The following is an 18,221-nucleotide window of genomic DNA, read 5'->3' as shown; positions in this document are numbered from 1 at the left end:
GCGGTGGGGAAAGAGAAATCAAACCATCGGGCACCGCCGAACCGTTTTAACGGTTTATTGTGGGTGAAACCGTTAAAACGGTTCGGTTTGTATCCAATGGGACCTGAAGGCCGCCCGGTTAAAACCGGGGCTGATAAAGTATTGCAGCAGTCATTGAATTAAACTCAAGAAGGCGGCAGGCGGTTAACCTTTCTGGGTTTGTTCCTGAACGAGAAATTCTTTCAGGCACCCACGAATGGCAACGATCAGGTCGTATTCGGTAGCTTCCAGTACGAAATTTTCGGGGAGTTTGCAGAAGTTCAGGAAGGCCGTCAGCCGTTCTTCTTTCAAATCCGTGATGCGTGAAATCCAGACTGGGTCCAGGCGCGACTGGTAGCGTTTTTTGTTCAGGTCCGACTGGTTGAGTTGCTGCAGTTTGCGTTCGGTTTTCGCTTCTTTGCTAAACTTCCCGTACAGCGCCGAGATCGGCCCTTTCATCGTTAGTTTCGGAGCCAGCGTCTTGTAATCGTAGCCCATACGCCCGACGTTGCCCAGCGACGCGCCGACCAGTTCCGGGGCGGTTTTGATCTCGATAACCGGTTTGTCGGCCATATTCAGCTTCAGGAATTCTTCCTTAAACCGGCTTTCGGTCCAGCCTTTGATCACGACTTCGTTCAGCAGTTTCACTTCCTGCACCATTTCCACCCGTAATTCCGAGGCATCCTCCGGGACCACCAACTGGACGGTTTTGTAGCCGATGCAGGAAATCAACAGCGTATCGTGCGGATTGGCCGTCAGCCGGAAGTGCCCGGTTTCGCTGCTGAGCACCATTCGGAGCAGGGTCGAATTCTGGACCGTGGCGGAGGCAATGGGTTTCTGGCTGGCCTGATCGACCACCGAGCCGCTCCGGATGTTTTGGGCTGTTCCAGCCCGGGTTATCAGGGCCAAAAACAAGAGAAAAAGGAGCGTTTTTTTCATACAATCCGGAAACCGGGGTCGCGATTCAACCGCAAGCTACGCGTTTTTGGAGGACCCGACCGGATTTTAACATTTTTTAGCTTTCCCGAATCCGCCCGATAGATACTTCCGCCGACGATCAGGACTCGTCAGCGGTCTGAATAAACGACCGGGCCTTCCGGATATTGGTATTGACGCGGTCGGTTTCGATCAGCCCGTCGCGGAGCCGGACGATGCGGTGGGCGTATTCGGCAATGTCTTCTTCGTGCGTCACCATAATCACGGTATTGCCCTTGCTGTGAATCTGGTCGAACAGATCCATGATTTCGTACGACGTCTTGCTATCGAGGTTTCCGGTGGGTTCATCGGCCAGCAGAATACTGGGATCGTTGACCAGCGCGCGGGCCACGGCGACCCGTTGCCGCTGCCCGCCCGACAGTTCGTTGGGGCGGTGGCCCGCGCGATGTTCCAGCCCCACGTTTTTCAGCGCCTGCATGGCTTTTTCGGTCCGGTCGGCTTTGCTGTACCCCGCGTAAATCAGCGGAAGCGCGACGTTTTCCAGCGACGTCTGGCGGGGCAGCAGGTTAAACGTCTGAAACACAAAGCCGATCTCCTTGTTCCGGACTTCAGCCAGCGCGTTCTCGCTCATGTTGCTGACGTCCTGGCCGTTCAGGATATACGAACCTGAGGTTGGGGTATCCAGACAGCCGACAATGTTCATCAACGTGGATTTCCCCGAACCCGAAGGTCCCATGAACGCCACGTATTCGCCTTTTTTAACCGTAATGGTCACCGATTTCAGGGCTTCGATGACCTCGCTGCCCATCACATACCGTTTGGAGATCTCGTGGGTTTCTATGATATTCTTGCTCATGATCAGTTGTGAACAGCATTCGGTTTTCCGTACAACAAGATAAGTTGAGGTTAGGTAGCCGCGATTTTGCGTCGGCGCAGGAAATAATTTCGGACAAACAGGCCCGTCAGAATCAGCATTTCGGCATTGGGCATTTCAGTCACCAGTTCAATATTACCCTCGTCGGCCAGAAAGAGCCGGGTTCGGTCGTAATGAATGATTTCCTGCCCGGTTTGGGCGGCATTGTCGGCGACCAGACTCCAGGTGTGCATCATGAAATTTTCCCGGTGCCAGCGATACGTCTCCCCGGTTTCCAGGTGGACAACGGCCCCGCCGAAGCCTTCGAAATCAATCCGCCCCAGTATGTGGTCGTTGGCGTTTTTGTCGTGAATAGTGACCGAGTGGATCAGAAATCCCCGAACGTCGAAAAACACATGTACATCGTTCAGCCACGCATCCACATCCCGCACCAACAGGTCACGTTGCATCCCGCCAACGGCCCGGTCGCCATCCATAATGACAACCTGCCGACTGAACGCTTCTTTAACCCAGTGAAGTTGCTTTTCCATAAGCGGTTGGAGGTAAAAAACAACCTGATAAACTTACGGATTTTATTGAAATGACTCCCGCTGTTTTTCAATCAACGCACGTTTCGCCTGATAGTTTGTCAAAAATGCCTGATAATCGGCGGGGGAGGTTGCCGTCCGCAGCCGCGCCAGGCTCTCATCGGCGTAATCGGTCAGGCCCAGATCCAAGCAAAGCAGCGCGTAGATTTTCAGCAAATCCGGGTTTTGCTCATTCATCGGTAAGGCTTCCAGCACACGGTTATAGGCGTTCTCGGGCTGGCCCCGCTGGCGTTCGAACGCAGCCGCTACGGCGACGATTTCGGCATTGAAGGGTGCCTGTCGAACGGCGGTTTCGAAGGCCTGCCGGGCTTGCGCCATCTGCCGTTTGCCCTCGTATGCCTGCGCAACAATGAACGCCTTTTCGGCCTGAAAAACCGGGATTACAGCCTGCCGGGCGTCCGCGATCGTCTGATCGTACTGGCCATTGGCGTTCCGAAGCCGCAGGTAAGCAACGGTCATGGCCGATCCGGCATACGCCGTTAATTGGGCTTCCCATGGAATTTGCTCGTACCAACTCTGGGCAACTGCTTGCTGCCGGGCCGCCAGATACCGTTTAACCAGCGTTGAGGCAACCACGGTTTTCAGATTGTTGTCCTGCATCGATGCATACAGCGCCCGTTGCGCTCCAGCCTGCTCAAGCAGCGGGTCATACAGCAACACAAACGCTTTTTCCAGATCCGTTTCCGGTTTTTTCCGGCCGTATAAAACTTCAGCCAGCGTTCGCACCCCGGCATCATTCCGACCGGCGGTTTCCCAGAGGGAGCGGGCCATGAGCGGGTCTCCGGCTTTGGTGAGTGCCAGCGCCTGGTAATACATCGACAGCGTGTCCGTATTCTGCGCCAGCAGGTCGGCGGCTTTTCGGTATAAGCCCTGTTCCATCATCCAAAGACCGATGACGGAATGGTAGAAACCGCCATTTCGCTGATTATCGCGCGCCAGTTGGTCGGTCAGCTCAAACGCTGTTCGTTTGTTACCGGTATAATACTGCGCGACTGAACGGGCAAACAGTAAATCATCCGTAAAGTCCTGATTCGCCGGATTTTCGCCCAGGCGCTGCAAGTTGCTCAGCAGCGTGGTATCCGTCGCCCGGTTTCGGACGGCGTAATTATACAGTCGGGCAAACCGGCCCACACTCAACCCGTCAGTAGTGCCCGATTCGTCGAGCCAGCCGGGTCGTTGTACGGAGGTGCTGTCGGGCGTTTGGCCGAAAAAAGCCAAAGCTGCCCGGTTGGCTTCGTAGGATTCGTAGGAACGGGGTTCCGACGCGTTAGCCAGCGAATCGAGCGAAACCAATTGGGGATTGCGCGCCCAGAATGCCAGCAGGTTTGTCTGCGGAACCTCTTCGCGGGCGGTATGGCCGGTGGCTGCGGCTAAATAATAATAAGCCGAGTCGGCCACGCTGGTTTTGGCGTACAGGTAACCCAGGTTATTCTGCAATTCGCCGTTTTTCGGGAAGGCCCGAATGCCCCGTTGCAGCATCTTGACGGCTTCAAAAAAGAGGTTGTCGTCCAGCAAAACCGAGGTCAAACCGGCGTAGGCCTGCGGAGACGGCTGCTTCAATAGGGCCTGTTTGAAATAATAAGCTGCCGTTACCTTGTCACCCTGCGTCAGCGCCAGCGAGGCCATGGCGTAGTTCGACTTGTGGTTCTGAAATTCGCTGTTCAGGGCGAGGGTGTAATATTGTTCGGCAATGCGGACTTCGCCCGTGGCGGCATGAAAATCACCGACGGTGTTGAAATAACCGGCCGTTGCCTGATTCAACGGAAAGAAATTTTCCAGCCCGATGATCACCCCCGCCAGAATGGCAGCAACCAGCCGGGTTTGCAACAACGAAAACCGGGTCGGCTTATAGAAAACTTTATAAACCGGCAACGCCTGCCGATACAGCGGCAGAAAGTTAAAAACCGTATACAACACGAACACCAGCCCGGTGGCCAGGTGCGTATAGACAATGACATCTTCCAGCGCTTCGATCAGCGGGTCGTTGGCCGACGCAAACGCGTAGGTGATCGTTAAGGTCGTAACCAGCGACAGGCCCAGGTACAGGAAGGCCCCTGCTTCGTGGAACGACAGGAAGTTCTCGCTTTGCCGCAGCTGCTGCCGAAATCCCCAAAGTCCCAGGATTAGTGAAATCAGGAAAAGAATAAACGGACTGATGACCACCGGGTTCCAGCTAATGACTTTGGTGTTGCTCAGCCAGATGAGCAACAGATTGGCCAGGTACAGCAAGCTGATCAGCAGGAAGTTATTCAAACCGAGGGGCCGGCCCGATCCGTCGCTGCGGTTATTCCGGGCGACTGATGTTACATACACCAGCGCGGCAATGATTTCCGCCGAAATCCAGAAGATAAACACCAGCGACACCAGCAGCAGCCCCGGCAGGGCGTATCCGATGAAAGCGAGTGCCGGAGCAGGCTGTTCGGCCAGTTGGTCGATGCCTAGCCAGCCCACCAGGGCCAGTCCGGCGAAAACCAGCAACCGAACCGGCAGAGAAATGTCGATTCGGAAGGCGTGAAAATAATAACTGACCAGACCGAGGACCAGCGCGATGACCACAAAAGGCAAGCGGCCGTTTAGCGCCGTTCCGAGAAAACCGGGGAATTGCAGGACTTCCAGCCGGAACGTCGCCAGCAGGACAATCATCGCCCCCATGGTAATCCGGTAATACCAGCGCGGGAGCCGGGAAATAGCGGCCAGCACGAAAGCCAGTCCCGCACAGATGCCGAGCGTAACCAGCCGGGCCGCCAGGCCGTTGACCCGCATGGCCGAGGCCACAAATTGTTCGGTTACGATATAGGCTTTACCGTTGACCGGATAATCAAACAAACCATCGGTAAACGTACCAATCGGGGCCGGGAGTTCGGTCAATTCGCTCAGGACATCCCAGCGCACGACATTTTGCAGGCCCAGCATCCAGGCCCAGACCAGGCCGACAAGGGCCGTACTAAACAATACCAAACCCGTCCAATAGGCCGTTTGATGGCCTGTTCTCCAGTTCTTCCAGAAAAAAAACATAATGCTACCAATAAACCGGCCCGGGTTTTGAAACGGGCCGGTCAAACTCTGTTAAGCAACGCTGCGAACGGGCAGTTAGTGCCTCCTGTTTGGTTCTGGCTGAGAAAAAGCCGGTTACGACCGCACCAGGAACCGGCCCGGGGCTTTGTAAGCTTTCTGGTACCGGTTTCAGGTCGGTAAGCCGAACAGCCCATGATAGACAGTTCCCCACGTTTATGTAAACTTTGGCCGTAATCTTTGTTTTGTGCAAACGGTGGCGGTGGGTCCCGGATTCGCGAACTAATTGGAACAAAAACGATTTCGTCGTATAAATCTTGAAAATACATGAAAAGGCAACTTGGGTTTAAGCAAATTATCTCCTAATTTTGCGGTCGCATTTATTACGCCTACTAAATTTCTCAACTTCATAGCATGACAACTGCAACAGCAACGAATACGGGTAAAGTTACGCAAGTAATCGGCCCGGTTGTTGACGTGAGTTTTGAGGGCGAAGGGTCGCGTCTACCGGCGATTCTGGACGCCCTGGAAATCACGAAAGCCAATGGCCAAAAAGTTATATTAGAGTGCCAGCAGCACCTTGGTGAAGACCGGGTTCGCACGATTTCGATGGATGCTACCGAAGGGCTGGAGCGCGGCATGACCGTTGTTCACCTTGGTACTCAGATTACTATGCCGACCGGTGATGGTATTCGTGGGCGTCTGTTCAACGTCGTTGGAACGGCCATCGATGGAATTCCCCAACCCCAAAGCACCGGCGGTTTGCCCATTCACCGGGCGGCTCCGAAGTTTGAGGACCTTGCCACATCAACCGAAGTTCTGTTTACCGGGATCAAGGTAATCGACTTGCTCGAACCATACGCCAAAGGGGGCAAAATCGGTCTGTTTGGTGGTGCGGGAGTAGGAAAAACCGTTTTGATTCAGGAATTGATCAACAACATCGCCAAGGCCTACGCCGGTCTGTCGGTATTTGCCGGGGTGGGTGAACGTACCCGCGAAGGCAATGACCTGCTGCGCGAAATGATCGAAGCCGGAATTATTAAGTACGGTGATGAATTCAAGCACTCCATGGAAGAAGGCGGCTGGGATTTGTCCAAAGTAGATGCTGAGACGCTGAAGGAAAGTCAGGCGACCTTTATTTTCGGACAGATGAACGAGCCTCCCGGCGCCCGTGCCCGGGTTGCCTTGTCGGGTCTGACGATTGCCGAACACTTCCGCGATGGAGACGGAACCGGCCAGGGCCGTGACATTCTGTTCTTTATCGATAACATCTTCCGGTTTACCCAGGCGGGTTCCGAAGTATCGGCGCTGTTGGGCCGGATGCCATCGGCCGTAGGGTACCAGCCCACGCTGGCAACCGAGATGGGTTCCATGCAGGAGCGGATTACGTCGACCAAACGCGGTTCGATCACGTCGGTTCAGGCGGTTTATGTACCGGCCGATGACTTGACTGACCCGGCACCGGCTACGACGTTTGCCCACTTGGATGCCACGACGGTATTGAGCCGGAAAATTTCCGAGTTAGGAATCTACCCGGCGGTTGACCCGCTGGATTCAACCTCCCGGATTCTGACGGCCGAAATCGTAGGTGATGAACACTACAACACCGCCCAGCGCGTGAAGGAAATTCTGCAACGCTACAAGGAATTGCAGGATATCATCGCCATCCTCGGTATGGAAGAACTTTCGGAAGAAGACAAACAAACCGTAAACCGGGCTCGTCGCGTACAACGCTTCCTGTCGCAGCCGTTCCACGTGGCCGAACAGTTCACCGGTTTGAAAGGGGTGCTTGTCCCGATCGAAGAAACCATCCGGGGCTTCAACGAAATCATCGACGGCAAGTGGGATCACCTGCCCGAAGCGGCTTTCAACCTCGTGGGTACGATCGACGACGCAGCCGCGAAAGGCGAGCGTCTGATGAAAGAAGCTGGAAAGTAACGCATCGTTTGAGGTTTAAAGTTTGACGTTCAAGGTTCAAAAAACTACGTTAAACTTTAAACCTTAGACCTTAAACGATAAAAAAATGCATCTGGAAATCATTACACCGGATCGGAAAGTTTTCACTGGCGAAGCCACGGCGGTTACGTTTCCGGGCAGCGAAGGCCAGTTTCAGGTTCTGAACGATCACGCACCCATTGTCAGCACACTGGTGCGCGGGCCGATCACGGTGGCCACCGGAAGCGGTAATCAAACCTTTACCGTTGACGGCGGAGTGGTCGAAGTTCTGAATAATAAGGTATTGGTTCTGGCCGAAGCAGTCATTGCGGCTTAATCCCCACGGATACGGTTTTCAGAACAGACCGGGTTATTGGTGAAAAAATCCGGCAGTACACAAAAAGGGGCGAATCGCCCCTTTTTGTGTTACTGGAAAGAGGGGCAGGGCGCGGAATCATTTCGCGATTGGTTCCGGAAAATGGAGAACATTTTCGACCTCATTGCGGTTAGATGGCTTTAGCCCTGCTAGTACTACCTCTTTACGAACGGTTTATGAAACTTTTTGCCGGCTGCGAACTCCTTTACGACGTTCCGGCTCCTGCACCTCTGGTGCTGATGTTACGCCCTCGCTCCGGTGCCGGGCAATGGATTATCTCCGAAGAATACCAGATTGAGCCTAACATTCCCGTCGTCGAATATACCGATTTGTACGGCAATTTATGCCAGCGGCTCGTCGCGCCGGAAGGCTCCTTCAGCGTTCAGATTTCCCTGGTTGCCGAAACCGCTGATCGGATCGATGTGGCCCCCGGTGCACCTTTTGTGCCGGTTCAGGATTTACCCGACGATGTGCTGCAATTTCTGCTGCCCAGCCGCTACTGCCAGTCTGACCGGTTAGGACCACTGGCGGTCGATATTATCGGCGACGCAACGCCGGGCTATGATCAGGTGGAAGCCATCCGAAGCTGGATTCAATCGCATATTACCTATCAGTACGGCACGAGCGACGCGAGTACCTCGGCCGTCGACACCGCCGAAAAACGCACCGGCGTCTGCCGGGATTTTGCGCATCTGGGCATTTCGCTCTGTCGCAGTCTCAACATCCCCGCCCGGATGGTGGTGGGCTATCTGTACCAGCTCAAACCGATGGATTTACACGCCTGGTTCGAAGCTTTTGTCGATGGGCGTTGGTATACCTTCGATGCCACCCAGCAAGAACCGCGCGGCAACCGCATTGTGGTGGCGTATGGCCGGGATGCGGCCGATGTGGCGCTGGCCACGCAATACGGAGCCATGACATTGACCGAAATGAACGTGTGGGTGGAAGAAAAAATATAGCCCGGTTTGTCAGACAGCGCGAACGGAGCGAACTTCTTTTTTGCGTAAATAAATTTGACAAAACGGTTACATTTTATAACTTCCTGCGAACCAACTTAACCACAGGATCCATGCTAAAGGAATTTAAAACGTTCATTGCTCAGGGTAACGTGCTGGATTTAGCCGTCGGTGTTATTATCGGAGCCGCTTTTGGCAAGATAACGACTTCTTTAGTTGAGGATATCATCAATCCTATTCTGGGAATTGTAACCGGTGGTGTTGATTTCAGCCAGTTGAAAGTCGTGCTGAAAGAAGCCGTTGGTGAAACGCCGGAAGTAGCGATTCGGTATGGTAATTTTCTCAACACGGTTATTCAGTTTTTGATTATAGCCTGGGTCGTGTTCCTTATTGTGAAGGCTGCCAACCGGTTACGGATGTCGTCTTCGATGGAAAAGAAGGCATAATCTTTCCACTGTACCCACCCCATTGACCCTGCTCTCCGGCGGGGTTTCTTTTTTGCGAGAAAAAGATTGCAAAACCGGCGGTCAGACAACGGCGAAACCTCTATTTTTGTCAACGGTTTGCACATAATTTTATGGACGTTAACAGGGGGATGATGGTTATTCTGGGTGGGGGAGAAAGTGGAGTAGGCGCTGCTTTACTGGCCAGAGCGAAAGGGTATACGGTTTTTTTGTCGGACAGAAGTCTTTTGCAGGAATCGTACCGGCAGGTGCTGGAGCAGGCTGAAATCCCGTTTGAAGAAGGTCAGCACACGGAAGAACGAATTCTGCAGGCGACGGAGGTGGTCAAGAGCCCCGGTATTCCCGAAAAAGCCCCCATCATCCAGAAGCTGCGCCAGCAAAATATTCCGATCATCTCGGAAATTGAACTGGCGGCCCGTTACACCAACGCCCGGCTCATCGGCATTACGGGCAGCAATGGTAAAACCACAACGACGCTCCTGACCTATCACCTCCTGAAAACCGCCGGGCTAAACGTCGGGCTGGCGGGCAACATCGGCGATAGTTTCGCCCGGCAGGTGCTGGAGCACTCCTTCGACTATTACGTCCTGGAACTGAGTAGTTTCCAGCTGGATGATATGAACCAGGCCCGGATGAACGTGGCCATCCTGCTGAACATCACGCCCGACCATCTGGACCGTTACGAATACCGGTTTCAGAATTACGTAAACTCGAAGTTTCGGATTCTGCAAAACATGCGTCCGGACGATACGTTTATCTACTACCAGGAAAGTGCGGTGATCCGCGAAGAACTCGACCGGAAAAAACCGGACGTCCGTTTGTTACCGGTTTCGCTGATTGATACCCCCCAGCCGGGGGCTTACCTGAAAGACGGTTTTCTGGTGGTCAACGATTTTGAGATTCCGCTGGCCGATTTACCCCTGAAAGGAAAACACAATGCGATTAATATGCTGGCGGCAACGCTGGCGGCCCAGGTGGTTGGCGTGCAGCCGGATGTGCTGCGCGCGGGGCTGCTGACGTTCCGGAATGCGGCCCACCGGCTCGAGCCGGTGGGTGAAATCCGGGGTGTTCAGTTCATCAATGATTCCAAAGCCACAAATGTCGATTCGGTTTATTACGCCCTGGAAAGTATGACGAGCCCGGTGATCTGGATTGCCGGTGGTTTGGACAAAGGAAATGAGTACGATCAGCTTGCGGGGCTGGTAAAGGAGAAAGTAAAAGCCTTAATTTGCCTGGGCAAAGACAATCAGAAACTGGTTCGCTATTTTTCGGACCGTGTTCCGACGCTGTTTGAAACCCAGGACGTGAACGAAGCCGTTGCCAAAGGGCTGGAACTGGCTAGTCCGGGCGATACGGTTTTGCTCTCACCGGCCTGTGCCAGTTTCGACCTGTTCCGGAACTACGAAGACCGGGGCAACCAGTTTAAAGAAGCGGTTAAAAGAATGATGAGTTAAGAGTTATGACGGGGCCGCCCGGCGGTTGGCTGACGCATTAACTCTTAACTCATAACTCTTAATTCTTAACTCCTCGAAGGGATGACTATTTCAGCGAAAGATTGGTTAAAAAACAACATCAAGGGCGACTACCACATCTGGGGCGTCGTGTTGTTTTTGTCGATTATGAGTATCGCCGTGGTCTACAGCGCGACGGGGACGATGGCCTACCAGAAGCTGCAATCGACGGAGCATTATCTGTTTAAACACGGGGCGCTGGTGGTACTGGGACTGGCCTGTATGTGGGTGGCCCACCGGTTTAATTACATTTATTACGCCCGCTTGTCGCGGTTTGGCATGTGGTTGTCGGTGCCGCTGCTGCTGTGGGCGTATTTTAAGGGAACGAACCTGAACGAGGCTTCGCGCTGGATCACGATTCCGCTGATCAACCAGACGTTTCAGCCGTCGGATTTGGCGAAACTGGCCCTGATTTCGAACCTGGCGGCCATGCTGGCCAAGCGGCAGCACATTAAAAAGGAACAGTATGACCCGAGCGTGCTGGTCAACATGATTGGCTGGATTGGGATTATCTGCGCCTGTATCGTGTTAAGCAATGCCTCGACGGCAGCTCTGCTGGCGGCTACCTGTTTTTTGCTGATGTTCATCGGGCGTGTACCGACGAAATACCTGGCCTTCATGGTGGTGTTTTGCGTAGTCATGGGGAGCTTTGCGCTGATGTTCGGGCAGCGGGCCAAGACGTCGATCAGCCGCATAACTAATTACTGGGAAACGCTTAATGGGCGACGACCGCCCGAGTTTCAGGTGGCGCAATCCTACATCGCGCTGGCCCACGGTGGTGTTTACGGGCAGGGCCCGGGCAACAGCCACCAGCGTAATTTTCTGCCGCATTCGTATTCCGACTTTATTTTTGCCATGATCGTCGAAGAATACGGTTTGATTGGTGGTATCGTCATTATTCTGGCGTATCTCTACCTGCTCTGGCGGGGGATGCGGGCTATTCGAAAGGCCAATCGGGCGTATGGCGGTTTGTTATCGGCGGGCCTGACGTTCAGTATTGTCATTCAGGCCATGATCAACATGGCGGTTTCGGTCGGGCTGGTCCCCGTGACGGGCCAGCCGTTGCCGTTGCTGAGCATGGGCGGTACGTCGCTGCTTTTCACCGGAACGGCCATCGGGATCATCATTAGTGTGAGTCGCGGGGAAGCCGATGAGAGCAATCTGATCAAAGCGACGTAGTTTTCTCATGGACCTGGTTTACGGTTTATAGGAAACACCGTAAACTATAAACCGTAAACCCATAACCGACTACCAACGGTTTGCGTCAATTGTATGCCAAAACGCGTGATCATCAGTGGCGGGGGAACCGGCGGACATATTTATCCGGCGATTGCCATTGCCAATGCATTAAAAACCATCGATCCGACCATCGAAATCCTGTTTGTGGGGGCGGAAGGAAAAATGGAAATGGAGAAAGTCCCCCGGGCGGGCTACCGGATTATCGGTTTGCCGGTGGTCGGGATCAAACGGCAGTTGACGCTCGAAAATCTGGCGTTTCCGTTTAAGCTGGGCCGGAGTTTTCTGCGGGCGCAGCAGGTCGTTCGGGAATTTCGGCCGGATGTGGCCGTGGGCGTCGGCGGATACGCGAGCGGACCGGTTTTGCTGGCAGCATCGCTCAAAGGCCTTCCGACGTTGATTCAGGAACAGAACTCCTACGCGGGCCTGACGAATAAACTGCTGGCGCGTCGGGCGAAAACCATTTGCGTGGCCTACCCCGGCATGGAAGCGTTTTTTCCGGCGCAGAAGATAATCCTGACGGGCAATCCGGTCCGAACGGACATTATCCAGGCGGGCACCAAACGGATGGACGGCCTGGCGTTTTTCGGGCTGGAACCTGATCGGAAAACCCTGTTAATCATCGGCGGCAGCCAGGGGGCGCGGACGATTAACGAAAGTATTGAAAAAGATCTTCGCTTGCTGATTGAAGCTGGTTATCAGGTGGTTTGGCAGACCGGGCCGGTTTTTGTCGAGCGGGCCCGAAAGGCCATTGCCGATGCCGGCGCCAGCCGGATCAAAGCGTTTGATTTTATTTACGAAATGGACCTGGCCTACGCCGTTGCCGATGCGGTGGTGTCGCGGGCGGGGGCCTTGTCGGTGTCGGAATTGTGTCTGGTCAAAAAACCGGCGATTCTGGTTCCGTTTCCGGCGGCTTCGGAAGACCACCAGACGAAAAATGCGCTGAGTCTGGTCAACCGGAATGCGGCTTTGCTGATCGCCGATCGGGAGGCTCCCGCAGAGCTCGTTCCGGCGGCCCTGCGGCTCCTGGACGATCCGGTGCAGCAGCACACCCTGAGTCAGAATATCAGCGGCCTGGCGCGGCCCAAAGCCGCCCGGGAAATCGCGGAAGAAGTATTGAAATTGATAAAATAACAGGACTGGTAGCGAACGGGTTGAAAAGGACTTCAAATGTACATTTACCCCTTTTTCAACCCTCCACACCATTGTAAACCATAAAAAATGAATAACATTCGGTACGTATATTTTCTCGGCATCGGCGGCATTGGCATGAGTGCGCTGGCGCGTTGGTTTCTGGTAAATGGGTACGAAGTCGCGGGCTACGACCGGACGTCGACGGCCCTGACCGACGCCCTGCAGCAGGAAGGCATGTCGATTCATTTTGAGGAAGATATCGAGCAGATTCCGGTACATTTCCGGGAAAACCGGGCAGAAACCCTGGTGATTTACACGCCCGCCGTTCCGAAAACCCACCGGGAATACGTCTACCTGACCGAACACGGTTTTACGTTGCAGAAGCGCTCACAGGTGCTGGGCCTGCTGGCCGGGCGGATGACCACCGTAGCCATTGCCGGAACCCACGGCAAAACGACGACCTCGTCGATGGTCGCCCACATCCTGCGAAGTTCCGGTGTCAACTGTGCGGCCTTTCTCGGGGGCATCACCCAGAATTACGGCACCAATTTTCTGCTCAACGAACCGACCGACGACCTGTCGAAAGTCATTTGCGTGGTTGAAGCCGATGAGTTCGACCGCTCGTTTCTGACCCTGTTTCCGGAGGTGGCCATTGTGACCTCGACCGATGCCGATCACCTGGATATTTACGGGAGTCACGACTCCGTCCTGGATTCGTTTCGGGCCTTTGTGGGGCAGATCAAACCCGGAGGGACGCTGTTTATGAAACGAGGGCTGGCCCTGGCCGCTTCGACCCCGGCCACCGTGTATGAATATTCGTTAGCGGAAGGCGCCTACTATGCCCGAAATCTGCGGATTGAAAACGCCCGGTTTGTTTTCGATATCGTTTATCCTGAAGGTGTTATCGAGAAGGTGGCATTACAGGTACCCGGTTTTCACAATGTGGAGAATGCCGTGGCGGCCGCGGCCGCGGCCTTGCAGGTCGGTGTGACCCCGGAAGCCATCGGCGAAGCACTCGCTAATTATAAAGGCGTAAAACGGCGGTTCGAGTACATACTCCAATCAAAAAATGTTATATTTATCGATGATTATGCGCACCATCCTGCGGAGGTTTCGGCATTTTTATCGTCGTTAAAAGCCCTGTATCCGGAACGGAAGGTAACGGCTATTTTTCAGCCGCACCTCTTCAGCCGGACGCGGGATTTTGCCGCTGAATTTGCCCAAAGTCTTTCGCTGGCGGATCGTGTCATCCTGCTCGATATTTATCCGGCCCGCGAACTGCCCATCGAAGGCGTCAGCGCCGACCTGATTTTTCAGCAGATCCAAGCGGAAGAGAAAATTCAGTGCAGCAAAGCAGAACTGCCCGGAATTTTACAACGTAATCCGCCCGAATTGGTAGCCACCATCGGCGCGGGTGACATCGATCAGATGATTCCGGCATTGCGGGAGCTGTTTCAGACCAATCAATAAAAATTAATTTTTTTTAGAGTTAAGAACGACGGATGTTTTCTATTTTTCCCTTAAATAGAACTTTCATTCTGACCGTAGCCGGTTTAGCCATTTTGGTGGGGCTGATTGCCTTTACGGAACACCGGCAAAATCACCGGCAATGTGAAGGCATCGACATCCGAATGGACGAAGTAGACGGGCATCGGTTTCTGAACCGAAACGATGTTCTGCGAACGTTGACCAACGACGGGTCCGACCCGCTCCTGGGCGACGATTACGCCAATATCAACTTGAAGAAGCTGGAAAAGCGTCTTCAACAGAATGGCTTAGTGAAAAGCTGTCAGGTTTTCCGGGATTTGAAAGGAATTCTGATTGCCGATATCAAGCAGCAGCGACCGCTGGCGCGGCTGGTTCCGGACGGTGGTGAGGACAAATCGGCCTATGCCGGTTATTATTTGACCGAAGACGGCGAATGGTTTCCGCTTTCGATGAATTACACGGCACGGGTCACGCTGATCTCCGGGCCGTATTTCAGCGAACGGAAATCCCTGACAACCGAAAAAAACAAACCCTTGCTGGGTTTGTTGAAACAGATTGAAACCGATCCGTTCTGGAAAGCCCAGATCGCGCAGGTGATGGTCGACAAAAACCGCGAAGTGACGCTGATTCCGCAGGTGGGCGACTGCCTGATTGAAATTGGCCAGCCCGTAGAGCTGGAAGCGAAATTTGAAAAGATAAAATTATTTTACAAGCATATACTACCTTTGAAGGGGTGGGACCGATACCGAAGGGTAAGTGTGCAGTACCGTAACCAGATCGTGTGCGAATGATACCTAAGCAGGAAGAAATTATAGTAGGCCTGGACATTGGCAGTACCAAAGTGTGCGCCGTGGCCGGCCGTCTTATCCGCAATAACGACCACCCCCGGCTAGACGTACTGGGTGTTGGAAAAGCCGTCTCAAAAGGCGTCACGAAAGGTTCCGTGGTCAATATCGGTCAAACCGTTGAAGCCATCAACCGGGCGGTCGAAGAAGCCGCCGGGCAGGCTAACATCGATATTCACGTTGTCAACGTCAGCTTTTCGGGGCAAAACGTGACGGCACGTCGGCAACACGGCAGCATTACGCGCACCTCGCCCGGCGACGAAGTCGTGGCCGATGACATCGACCATCTTGTGGGCGATATGTACCGTTCGGTACTGCCCGCCGGATCGGAGATTGTGCACGTGCTGCCAATGGATTTTACAGTCGATAGCGAATCAAATATTGACTATCCCGTTGGTCGAATTGGCGTTAAGCTGGAAGCTGACTTTCAGGTTATTACGGCCCAGACAAGTTCGGCTTCGTATACCCGCAAATGCATTCAGCGAGCCCGTTCGGTTTCGCCCCAGAAAGAACCGCTGGAAAATGACAAGTTTCTGCTGGCGCCCCTGGCGTCGGCTCTGGCCGTTTTAACCGATGAGGAAAAACATGCGGGCGTGGCCCTGGTCGATATCGGCGGAGGAACTACGGAAATTGCGATTTATCACAAAAACGTGCTCCGGCACGTGGCGGTGATTCCGTTCGCGGGCAACAGCCTGACCTCCGATCTCGAAGTCGGTTGCCGGGTGTTGCCGACACAGGCGGAATTGCTGAAAACGAAATTCGGCAGCGCGGATCCGAGCGATTTCCGGCTGAATGAGGTGGTGGCCGTTCCGAATCTGAGCGGTCGTCCGCCCAAGGACATTCTTCTGAAGAATGTAGCGCTGGTCATCGAAGCTCGCCTGAAAGAAATTGCCGCTATGGTGCAGGCCGAAATCATCCGGTCGGGTTACCGCGATAAACTGGTCGGTGGTGTTGTCCTGACGGGCGGAACGGCGGCTATTTCGGGCATCGAACGGATTTTCGAGCGTGTAACGAGCCTGGATGTGCGGATCGGTTTTCCGGATCAACTGGAGCATAATGTGAAAGCGGATCTGGTGAGCGACCCGGCGTTTGCCACGGCGGTTGGGCTGGTTTGGGCCGGTTTCAAACGGCTGGACGACCGGATTCCGCTCCAGCACGCGGTGCTGACCCCGGTGGGTGGCCATCATGGCACCAATGGTCACGGATCGGGCCCGGGATATGGCCACGGTCATGGCCCGACGAATGGCGGCAAAGCCCCCGAAAAACCGAAGGAAAAAGTCGGTATTCTGAAATGGTTTCAAAATTTCCTGAATGATGATCTCGGCAAAGACCTCGGTCCCGATGACCGGTATCAGTAAGGAAAGTCGATTGGAAAGGCAACGCATAGCGTTCCGAAATATCAAGTAATTAACAGCGCACCAAACAGTAGGAGGTATGCCAGAGGCATTGGAATATGGCATGAGGTTTGAGTTCCCCGACGAGGAAGATGAACCCATCATTAAAGTAATAGGCGTCGGTGGGGGCGGAAGTAATGCCGTCAACCACATGTTTCGCATGGGGGTGAAAGATGTCGATTTCATCGTCTGTAATACCGATCGTCAGGCGCTGACCAACAGTCCTGTCAAGACGAAAATTCAGTTGGGTGCCCTGCTGACGTCCGGTTTGGGCGCCGGAACGAATCCGGAAGTAGGCCGGCAGGCGGCATTGGAAAATACGGAAGACATCCGGCAATTGCTGGGCGAACCCACCAAGATGGTTTTCATCACGGCGGGGATGGGAGGGGGCACCGGTACGGGAGCGGCCCCCGTCATTGCGCAGATTGCCCGCGAAATGGGTCTGCTGACGATTGCTGTCGTGACGGCTCCGTTCGATTTTGAAGGGATTGAGAAGCTCGATCAGGCCATGCGCGGGATCGAGGAACTGAAGGAATACTGCGACACGGTTCTGGTCATTCTGAACGATAAACTGGCGGAAATCTTTGAAGATTTTCCGATGGATCAGGCGTTTGCAAAGGCCGATGATGTGTTGGCGAATGCCGTCAAAAGTATCGCCGAAATCATTACCGTTCAGGGTGAAATCAACGTTGACTTCATGGATGTGAAGCGGGTGCTGGAAGGCGCTGGTCAGGCCGTGATGGGGTCGGCCGATGCTGAAGGCGACGCCCGCGCGCTGAGCGCCATTCAGGATGCGTTGAATTCGCCGTTGCTCAACGACCGCGATATCCGGGGGGCGAAGCGGATTCTGCTCACGATGGCATCGGGTCCGGAGGCTCGTACCACCATGAAAGAACTGCAAATCATTACCGGTTACATCAAAGAAAAAATCGGGAAAGACAAGCAGGCGCATCTGTTCAAGTACGGTACGATCAAGGATAAAACGCTGGGTAAAAACCTCCGTGTGACGGTGATTGCCGCCGGTTTTGATCTGCCCACCGAACGACCGGATTTTCCGCCGACCAACTGGCAACAGCCGCAACATAAAAAGGGAGAAGTGATTGAAAATCCCCCCATTGAGGAAGAGTTGAAGCCGGAGCTGGAAACCGTAGACGAAACCGGGGAGACCCTTGAACCTACGCCCACGGGGGTAACGGCCCCCTTGCCGCGGGTTTACGAAGAGACACCAACACGGGGCAATTACGCCAACCTCGAAGATATTCTGGTCGATGAGAAGCGGGAGGATGATCTGCTGCAAATCCAGAAAATGATCGAAAGCTTTACACAAACCAGGCTGCCGGAGCGGGAGCGGGAGTTGGAAACGCCGGCGTTTATTCGTCAGAAAGTGAATTTGTACGAAATTCCGCTGCTCGACGAACGTGATATTATTCGCACTCGTCTGAACGATTAGACGCT

General features: G+C 54.1%; 15 protein-coding genes. 11 read left to right on the top strand and 4 right to left on the bottom strand.

Going from position 1 to position 18,221, the window contains the following annotated elements; all coding sequences use genetic code 11:
• Window positions 1–183: 183 nt before the first annotated feature.
• From ACFPMF_RS15910 to ACFPMF_RS15895, 4 genes are all read right to left on the bottom strand, one after another.
• Window positions 184–957, bottom strand: a complete 774-nt coding sequence (locus tag ACFPMF_RS15910; protein WP_379846859.1) for a carboxypeptidase-like regulatory domain-containing protein — start codon at window positions 955–957, stop codon at window positions 184–186.
• Window positions 958–1,075: 118 nt separating this feature from the next.
• The gene (locus ACFPMF_RS15905; protein ID WP_379846857.1) at window positions 1,076–1,810 is read right to left on the bottom strand and encodes an ABC transporter ATP-binding protein; all 735 of its coding nucleotides are present in this window, start codon (window positions 1,808–1,810) and stop codon (window positions 1,076–1,078) included.
• Window positions 1,811–1,860: 50 nt separating this feature from the next.
• Window positions 1,861–2,358 (bottom strand): hypothetical protein, encoded by a 498-nt coding sequence (locus ACFPMF_RS15900; RefSeq protein WP_379846855.1) that lies wholly within the window; start codon window positions 2,356–2,358, stop codon window positions 1,861–1,863.
• 42 nt (window positions 2,359–2,400) lie between these two features.
• Window positions 2,401–5,373 carry a hypothetical protein gene (locus ACFPMF_RS15895; RefSeq protein WP_379846852.1) on the bottom strand — a complete coding sequence of 991 codons (2,973 nt, stop codon included), beginning with the start codon at window positions 5,371–5,373 and terminating at the stop codon, window positions 2,401–2,403.
• 468 nt (window positions 5,374–5,841) lie between these two features.
• Here ACFPMF_RS15895 and atpD point away from each other — a divergent pair, with 468 nt between their 5' ends.
• From atpD to ftsZ, 11 genes are all read left to right on the top strand, one after another.
• Entirely contained in the window at window positions 5,842–7,365 is a 1,524-nt protein-coding gene (gene atpD / locus ACFPMF_RS15890) for a F0F1 ATP synthase subunit beta (RefSeq protein WP_379846850.1), read from the top strand.
• Between the two features lie 85 nt (window positions 7,366–7,450).
• Entirely contained in the window at window positions 7,451–7,699 is a 249-nt protein-coding gene (gene atpC, locus ACFPMF_RS15885) for an ATP synthase F1 subunit epsilon (protein ID WP_379846848.1), read from the top strand.
• 215 nt (window positions 7,700–7,914) lie between these two features.
• The gene (locus ACFPMF_RS15880; RefSeq protein ID WP_379846846.1) at window positions 7,915–8,697 is read left to right on the top strand and encodes a transglutaminase family protein; all 783 of its coding nucleotides are present in this window, start codon (window positions 7,915–7,917) and stop codon (window positions 8,695–8,697) included.
• A 110-nt stretch (window positions 8,698–8,807) separates the two neighbouring features.
• Window positions 8,808–9,140: a large-conductance mechanosensitive channel protein MscL gene (gene mscL, locus ACFPMF_RS15875; RefSeq protein WP_379846844.1), complete on the top strand. Its 333-nt coding sequence runs from the start codon at window positions 8,808–8,810 to the stop codon at window positions 9,138–9,140.
• A gap of 131 nt (window positions 9,141–9,271) precedes the next feature.
• Complete coding sequence (murD, locus tag ACFPMF_RS15870) at window positions 9,272–10,612, top strand: UDP-N-acetylmuramoyl-L-alanine--D-glutamate ligase (protein ID WP_379846842.1); 1,341 nt, start codon at window positions 9,272–9,274, stop codon at window positions 10,610–10,612.
• 81 nt (window positions 10,613–10,693) lie between these two features.
• Entirely contained in the window at window positions 10,694–11,848 is a 1,155-nt protein-coding gene (locus ACFPMF_RS15865) for an FtsW/RodA/SpoVE family cell cycle protein (protein WP_379846839.1), read from the top strand.
• A 93-nt stretch (window positions 11,849–11,941) separates the two neighbouring features.
• The gene (gene murG / locus ACFPMF_RS15860) at window positions 11,942–13,039 is read left to right on the top strand and encodes an undecaprenyldiphospho-muramoylpentapeptide beta-N-acetylglucosaminyltransferase (protein WP_379846837.1); all 1,098 of its coding nucleotides are present in this window, start codon (window positions 11,942–11,944) and stop codon (window positions 13,037–13,039) included.
• Window positions 13,040–13,126: 87 nt separating this feature from the next.
• Window positions 13,127–14,509 (top strand): UDP-N-acetylmuramate--L-alanine ligase, encoded by a 1,383-nt coding sequence (gene murC, locus ACFPMF_RS15855; RefSeq protein WP_379846834.1) that lies wholly within the window; start codon window positions 13,127–13,129, stop codon window positions 14,507–14,509.
• 32 nt (window positions 14,510–14,541) lie between these two features.
• Window positions 14,542–15,318, top strand: a complete 777-nt coding sequence (locus ACFPMF_RS15850; protein ID WP_379846832.1) for a cell division protein FtsQ/DivIB — start codon at window positions 14,542–14,544, stop codon at window positions 15,316–15,318.
• The gene (ftsA, locus tag ACFPMF_RS15845; protein ID WP_379847206.1) at window positions 15,315–16,730 is read left to right on the top strand and encodes a cell division protein FtsA; all 1,416 of its coding nucleotides are present in this window, start codon (window positions 15,315–15,317) and stop codon (window positions 16,728–16,730) included. The genes ACFPMF_RS15850 and ftsA overlap by 4 nt, the downstream gene beginning before the upstream one ends.
• Before the next feature lie 76 nt (window positions 16,731–16,806).
• Window positions 16,807–18,216 carry a cell division protein FtsZ gene (gene ftsZ, locus ACFPMF_RS15840; RefSeq protein WP_379846830.1) on the top strand — a complete coding sequence of 470 codons (1,410 nt, stop codon included), beginning with the start codon at window positions 16,807–16,809 and terminating at the stop codon, window positions 18,214–18,216.
• The last annotated feature ends 5 nt before the right edge of the window (window positions 18,217–18,221 follow it).

The sequence above is a fragment of the Larkinella bovis genome (assembly GCF_042655385.1).
GTDB lineage: Bacteria > Bacteroidota > Bacteroidia > Cytophagales > Spirosomataceae > Larkinella > Larkinella bovis.
The sequence above is the reverse complement of the archived record's forward strand: the minus strand, read 5'-3'. Positions and strand labels throughout refer to the sequence as shown.

What these genes read in the sequence shown, in the direction of transcription:
- ACFPMF_RS15905 (WP_379846857.1), bottom strand. Translation starts at nt 1,810, where the DNA reads ATGAGCAAGAATATCATAGAAACCCACGAGATCTCCAAACGGTATGTG.
- atpD (WP_379846850.1), top strand. Translation starts at nt 5,842, where the DNA reads ATGACAACTGCAACAGCAACGAATACGGGTAAAGTTACGCAAGTAATC.
- murD (WP_379846842.1), top strand. Translation starts at nt 9,272, where the DNA reads ATGGACGTTAACAGGGGGATGATGGTTATTCTGGGTGGGGGAGAAAGT.
- ACFPMF_RS15910 (WP_379846859.1), bottom strand. Translation starts at nt 957, where the DNA reads ATGAAAAAAACGCTCCTTTTTCTCTTGTTTTTGGCCCTGATAACCCGG.
- murC (WP_379846834.1), top strand. Translation starts at nt 13,127, where the DNA reads ATGAATAACATTCGGTACGTATATTTTCTCGGCATCGGCGGCATTGGC.
- mscL (WP_379846844.1), top strand. Translation starts at nt 8,808, where the DNA reads ATGCTAAAGGAATTTAAAACGTTCATTGCTCAGGGTAACGTGCTGGAT.
- ACFPMF_RS15900 (WP_379846855.1), bottom strand. Translation starts at nt 2,358, where the DNA reads ATGGAAAAGCAACTTCACTGGGTTAAAGAAGCGTTCAGTCGGCAGGTT.
- ftsZ (WP_379846830.1), top strand. Translation starts at nt 16,807, where the DNA reads ATGCCAGAGGCATTGGAATATGGCATGAGGTTTGAGTTCCCCGACGAG.
- atpC (WP_379846848.1), top strand. Translation starts at nt 7,451, where the DNA reads ATGCATCTGGAAATCATTACACCGGATCGGAAAGTTTTCACTGGCGAA.
- ACFPMF_RS15880 (WP_379846846.1), top strand. Translation starts at nt 7,915, where the DNA reads ATGAAACTTTTTGCCGGCTGCGAACTCCTTTACGACGTTCCGGCTCCT.
- ACFPMF_RS15850 (WP_379846832.1), top strand. Translation starts at nt 14,542, where the DNA reads ATGTTTTCTATTTTTCCCTTAAATAGAACTTTCATTCTGACCGTAGCC.
- murG (WP_379846837.1), top strand. Translation starts at nt 11,942, where the DNA reads ATGCCAAAACGCGTGATCATCAGTGGCGGGGGAACCGGCGGACATATT.
- ACFPMF_RS15865 (WP_379846839.1), top strand. Translation starts at nt 10,694, where the DNA reads ATGACTATTTCAGCGAAAGATTGGTTAAAAAACAACATCAAGGGCGAC.
- ftsA (WP_379847206.1), top strand. Translation starts at nt 15,315, where the DNA reads ATGATACCTAAGCAGGAAGAAATTATAGTAGGCCTGGACATTGGCAGT.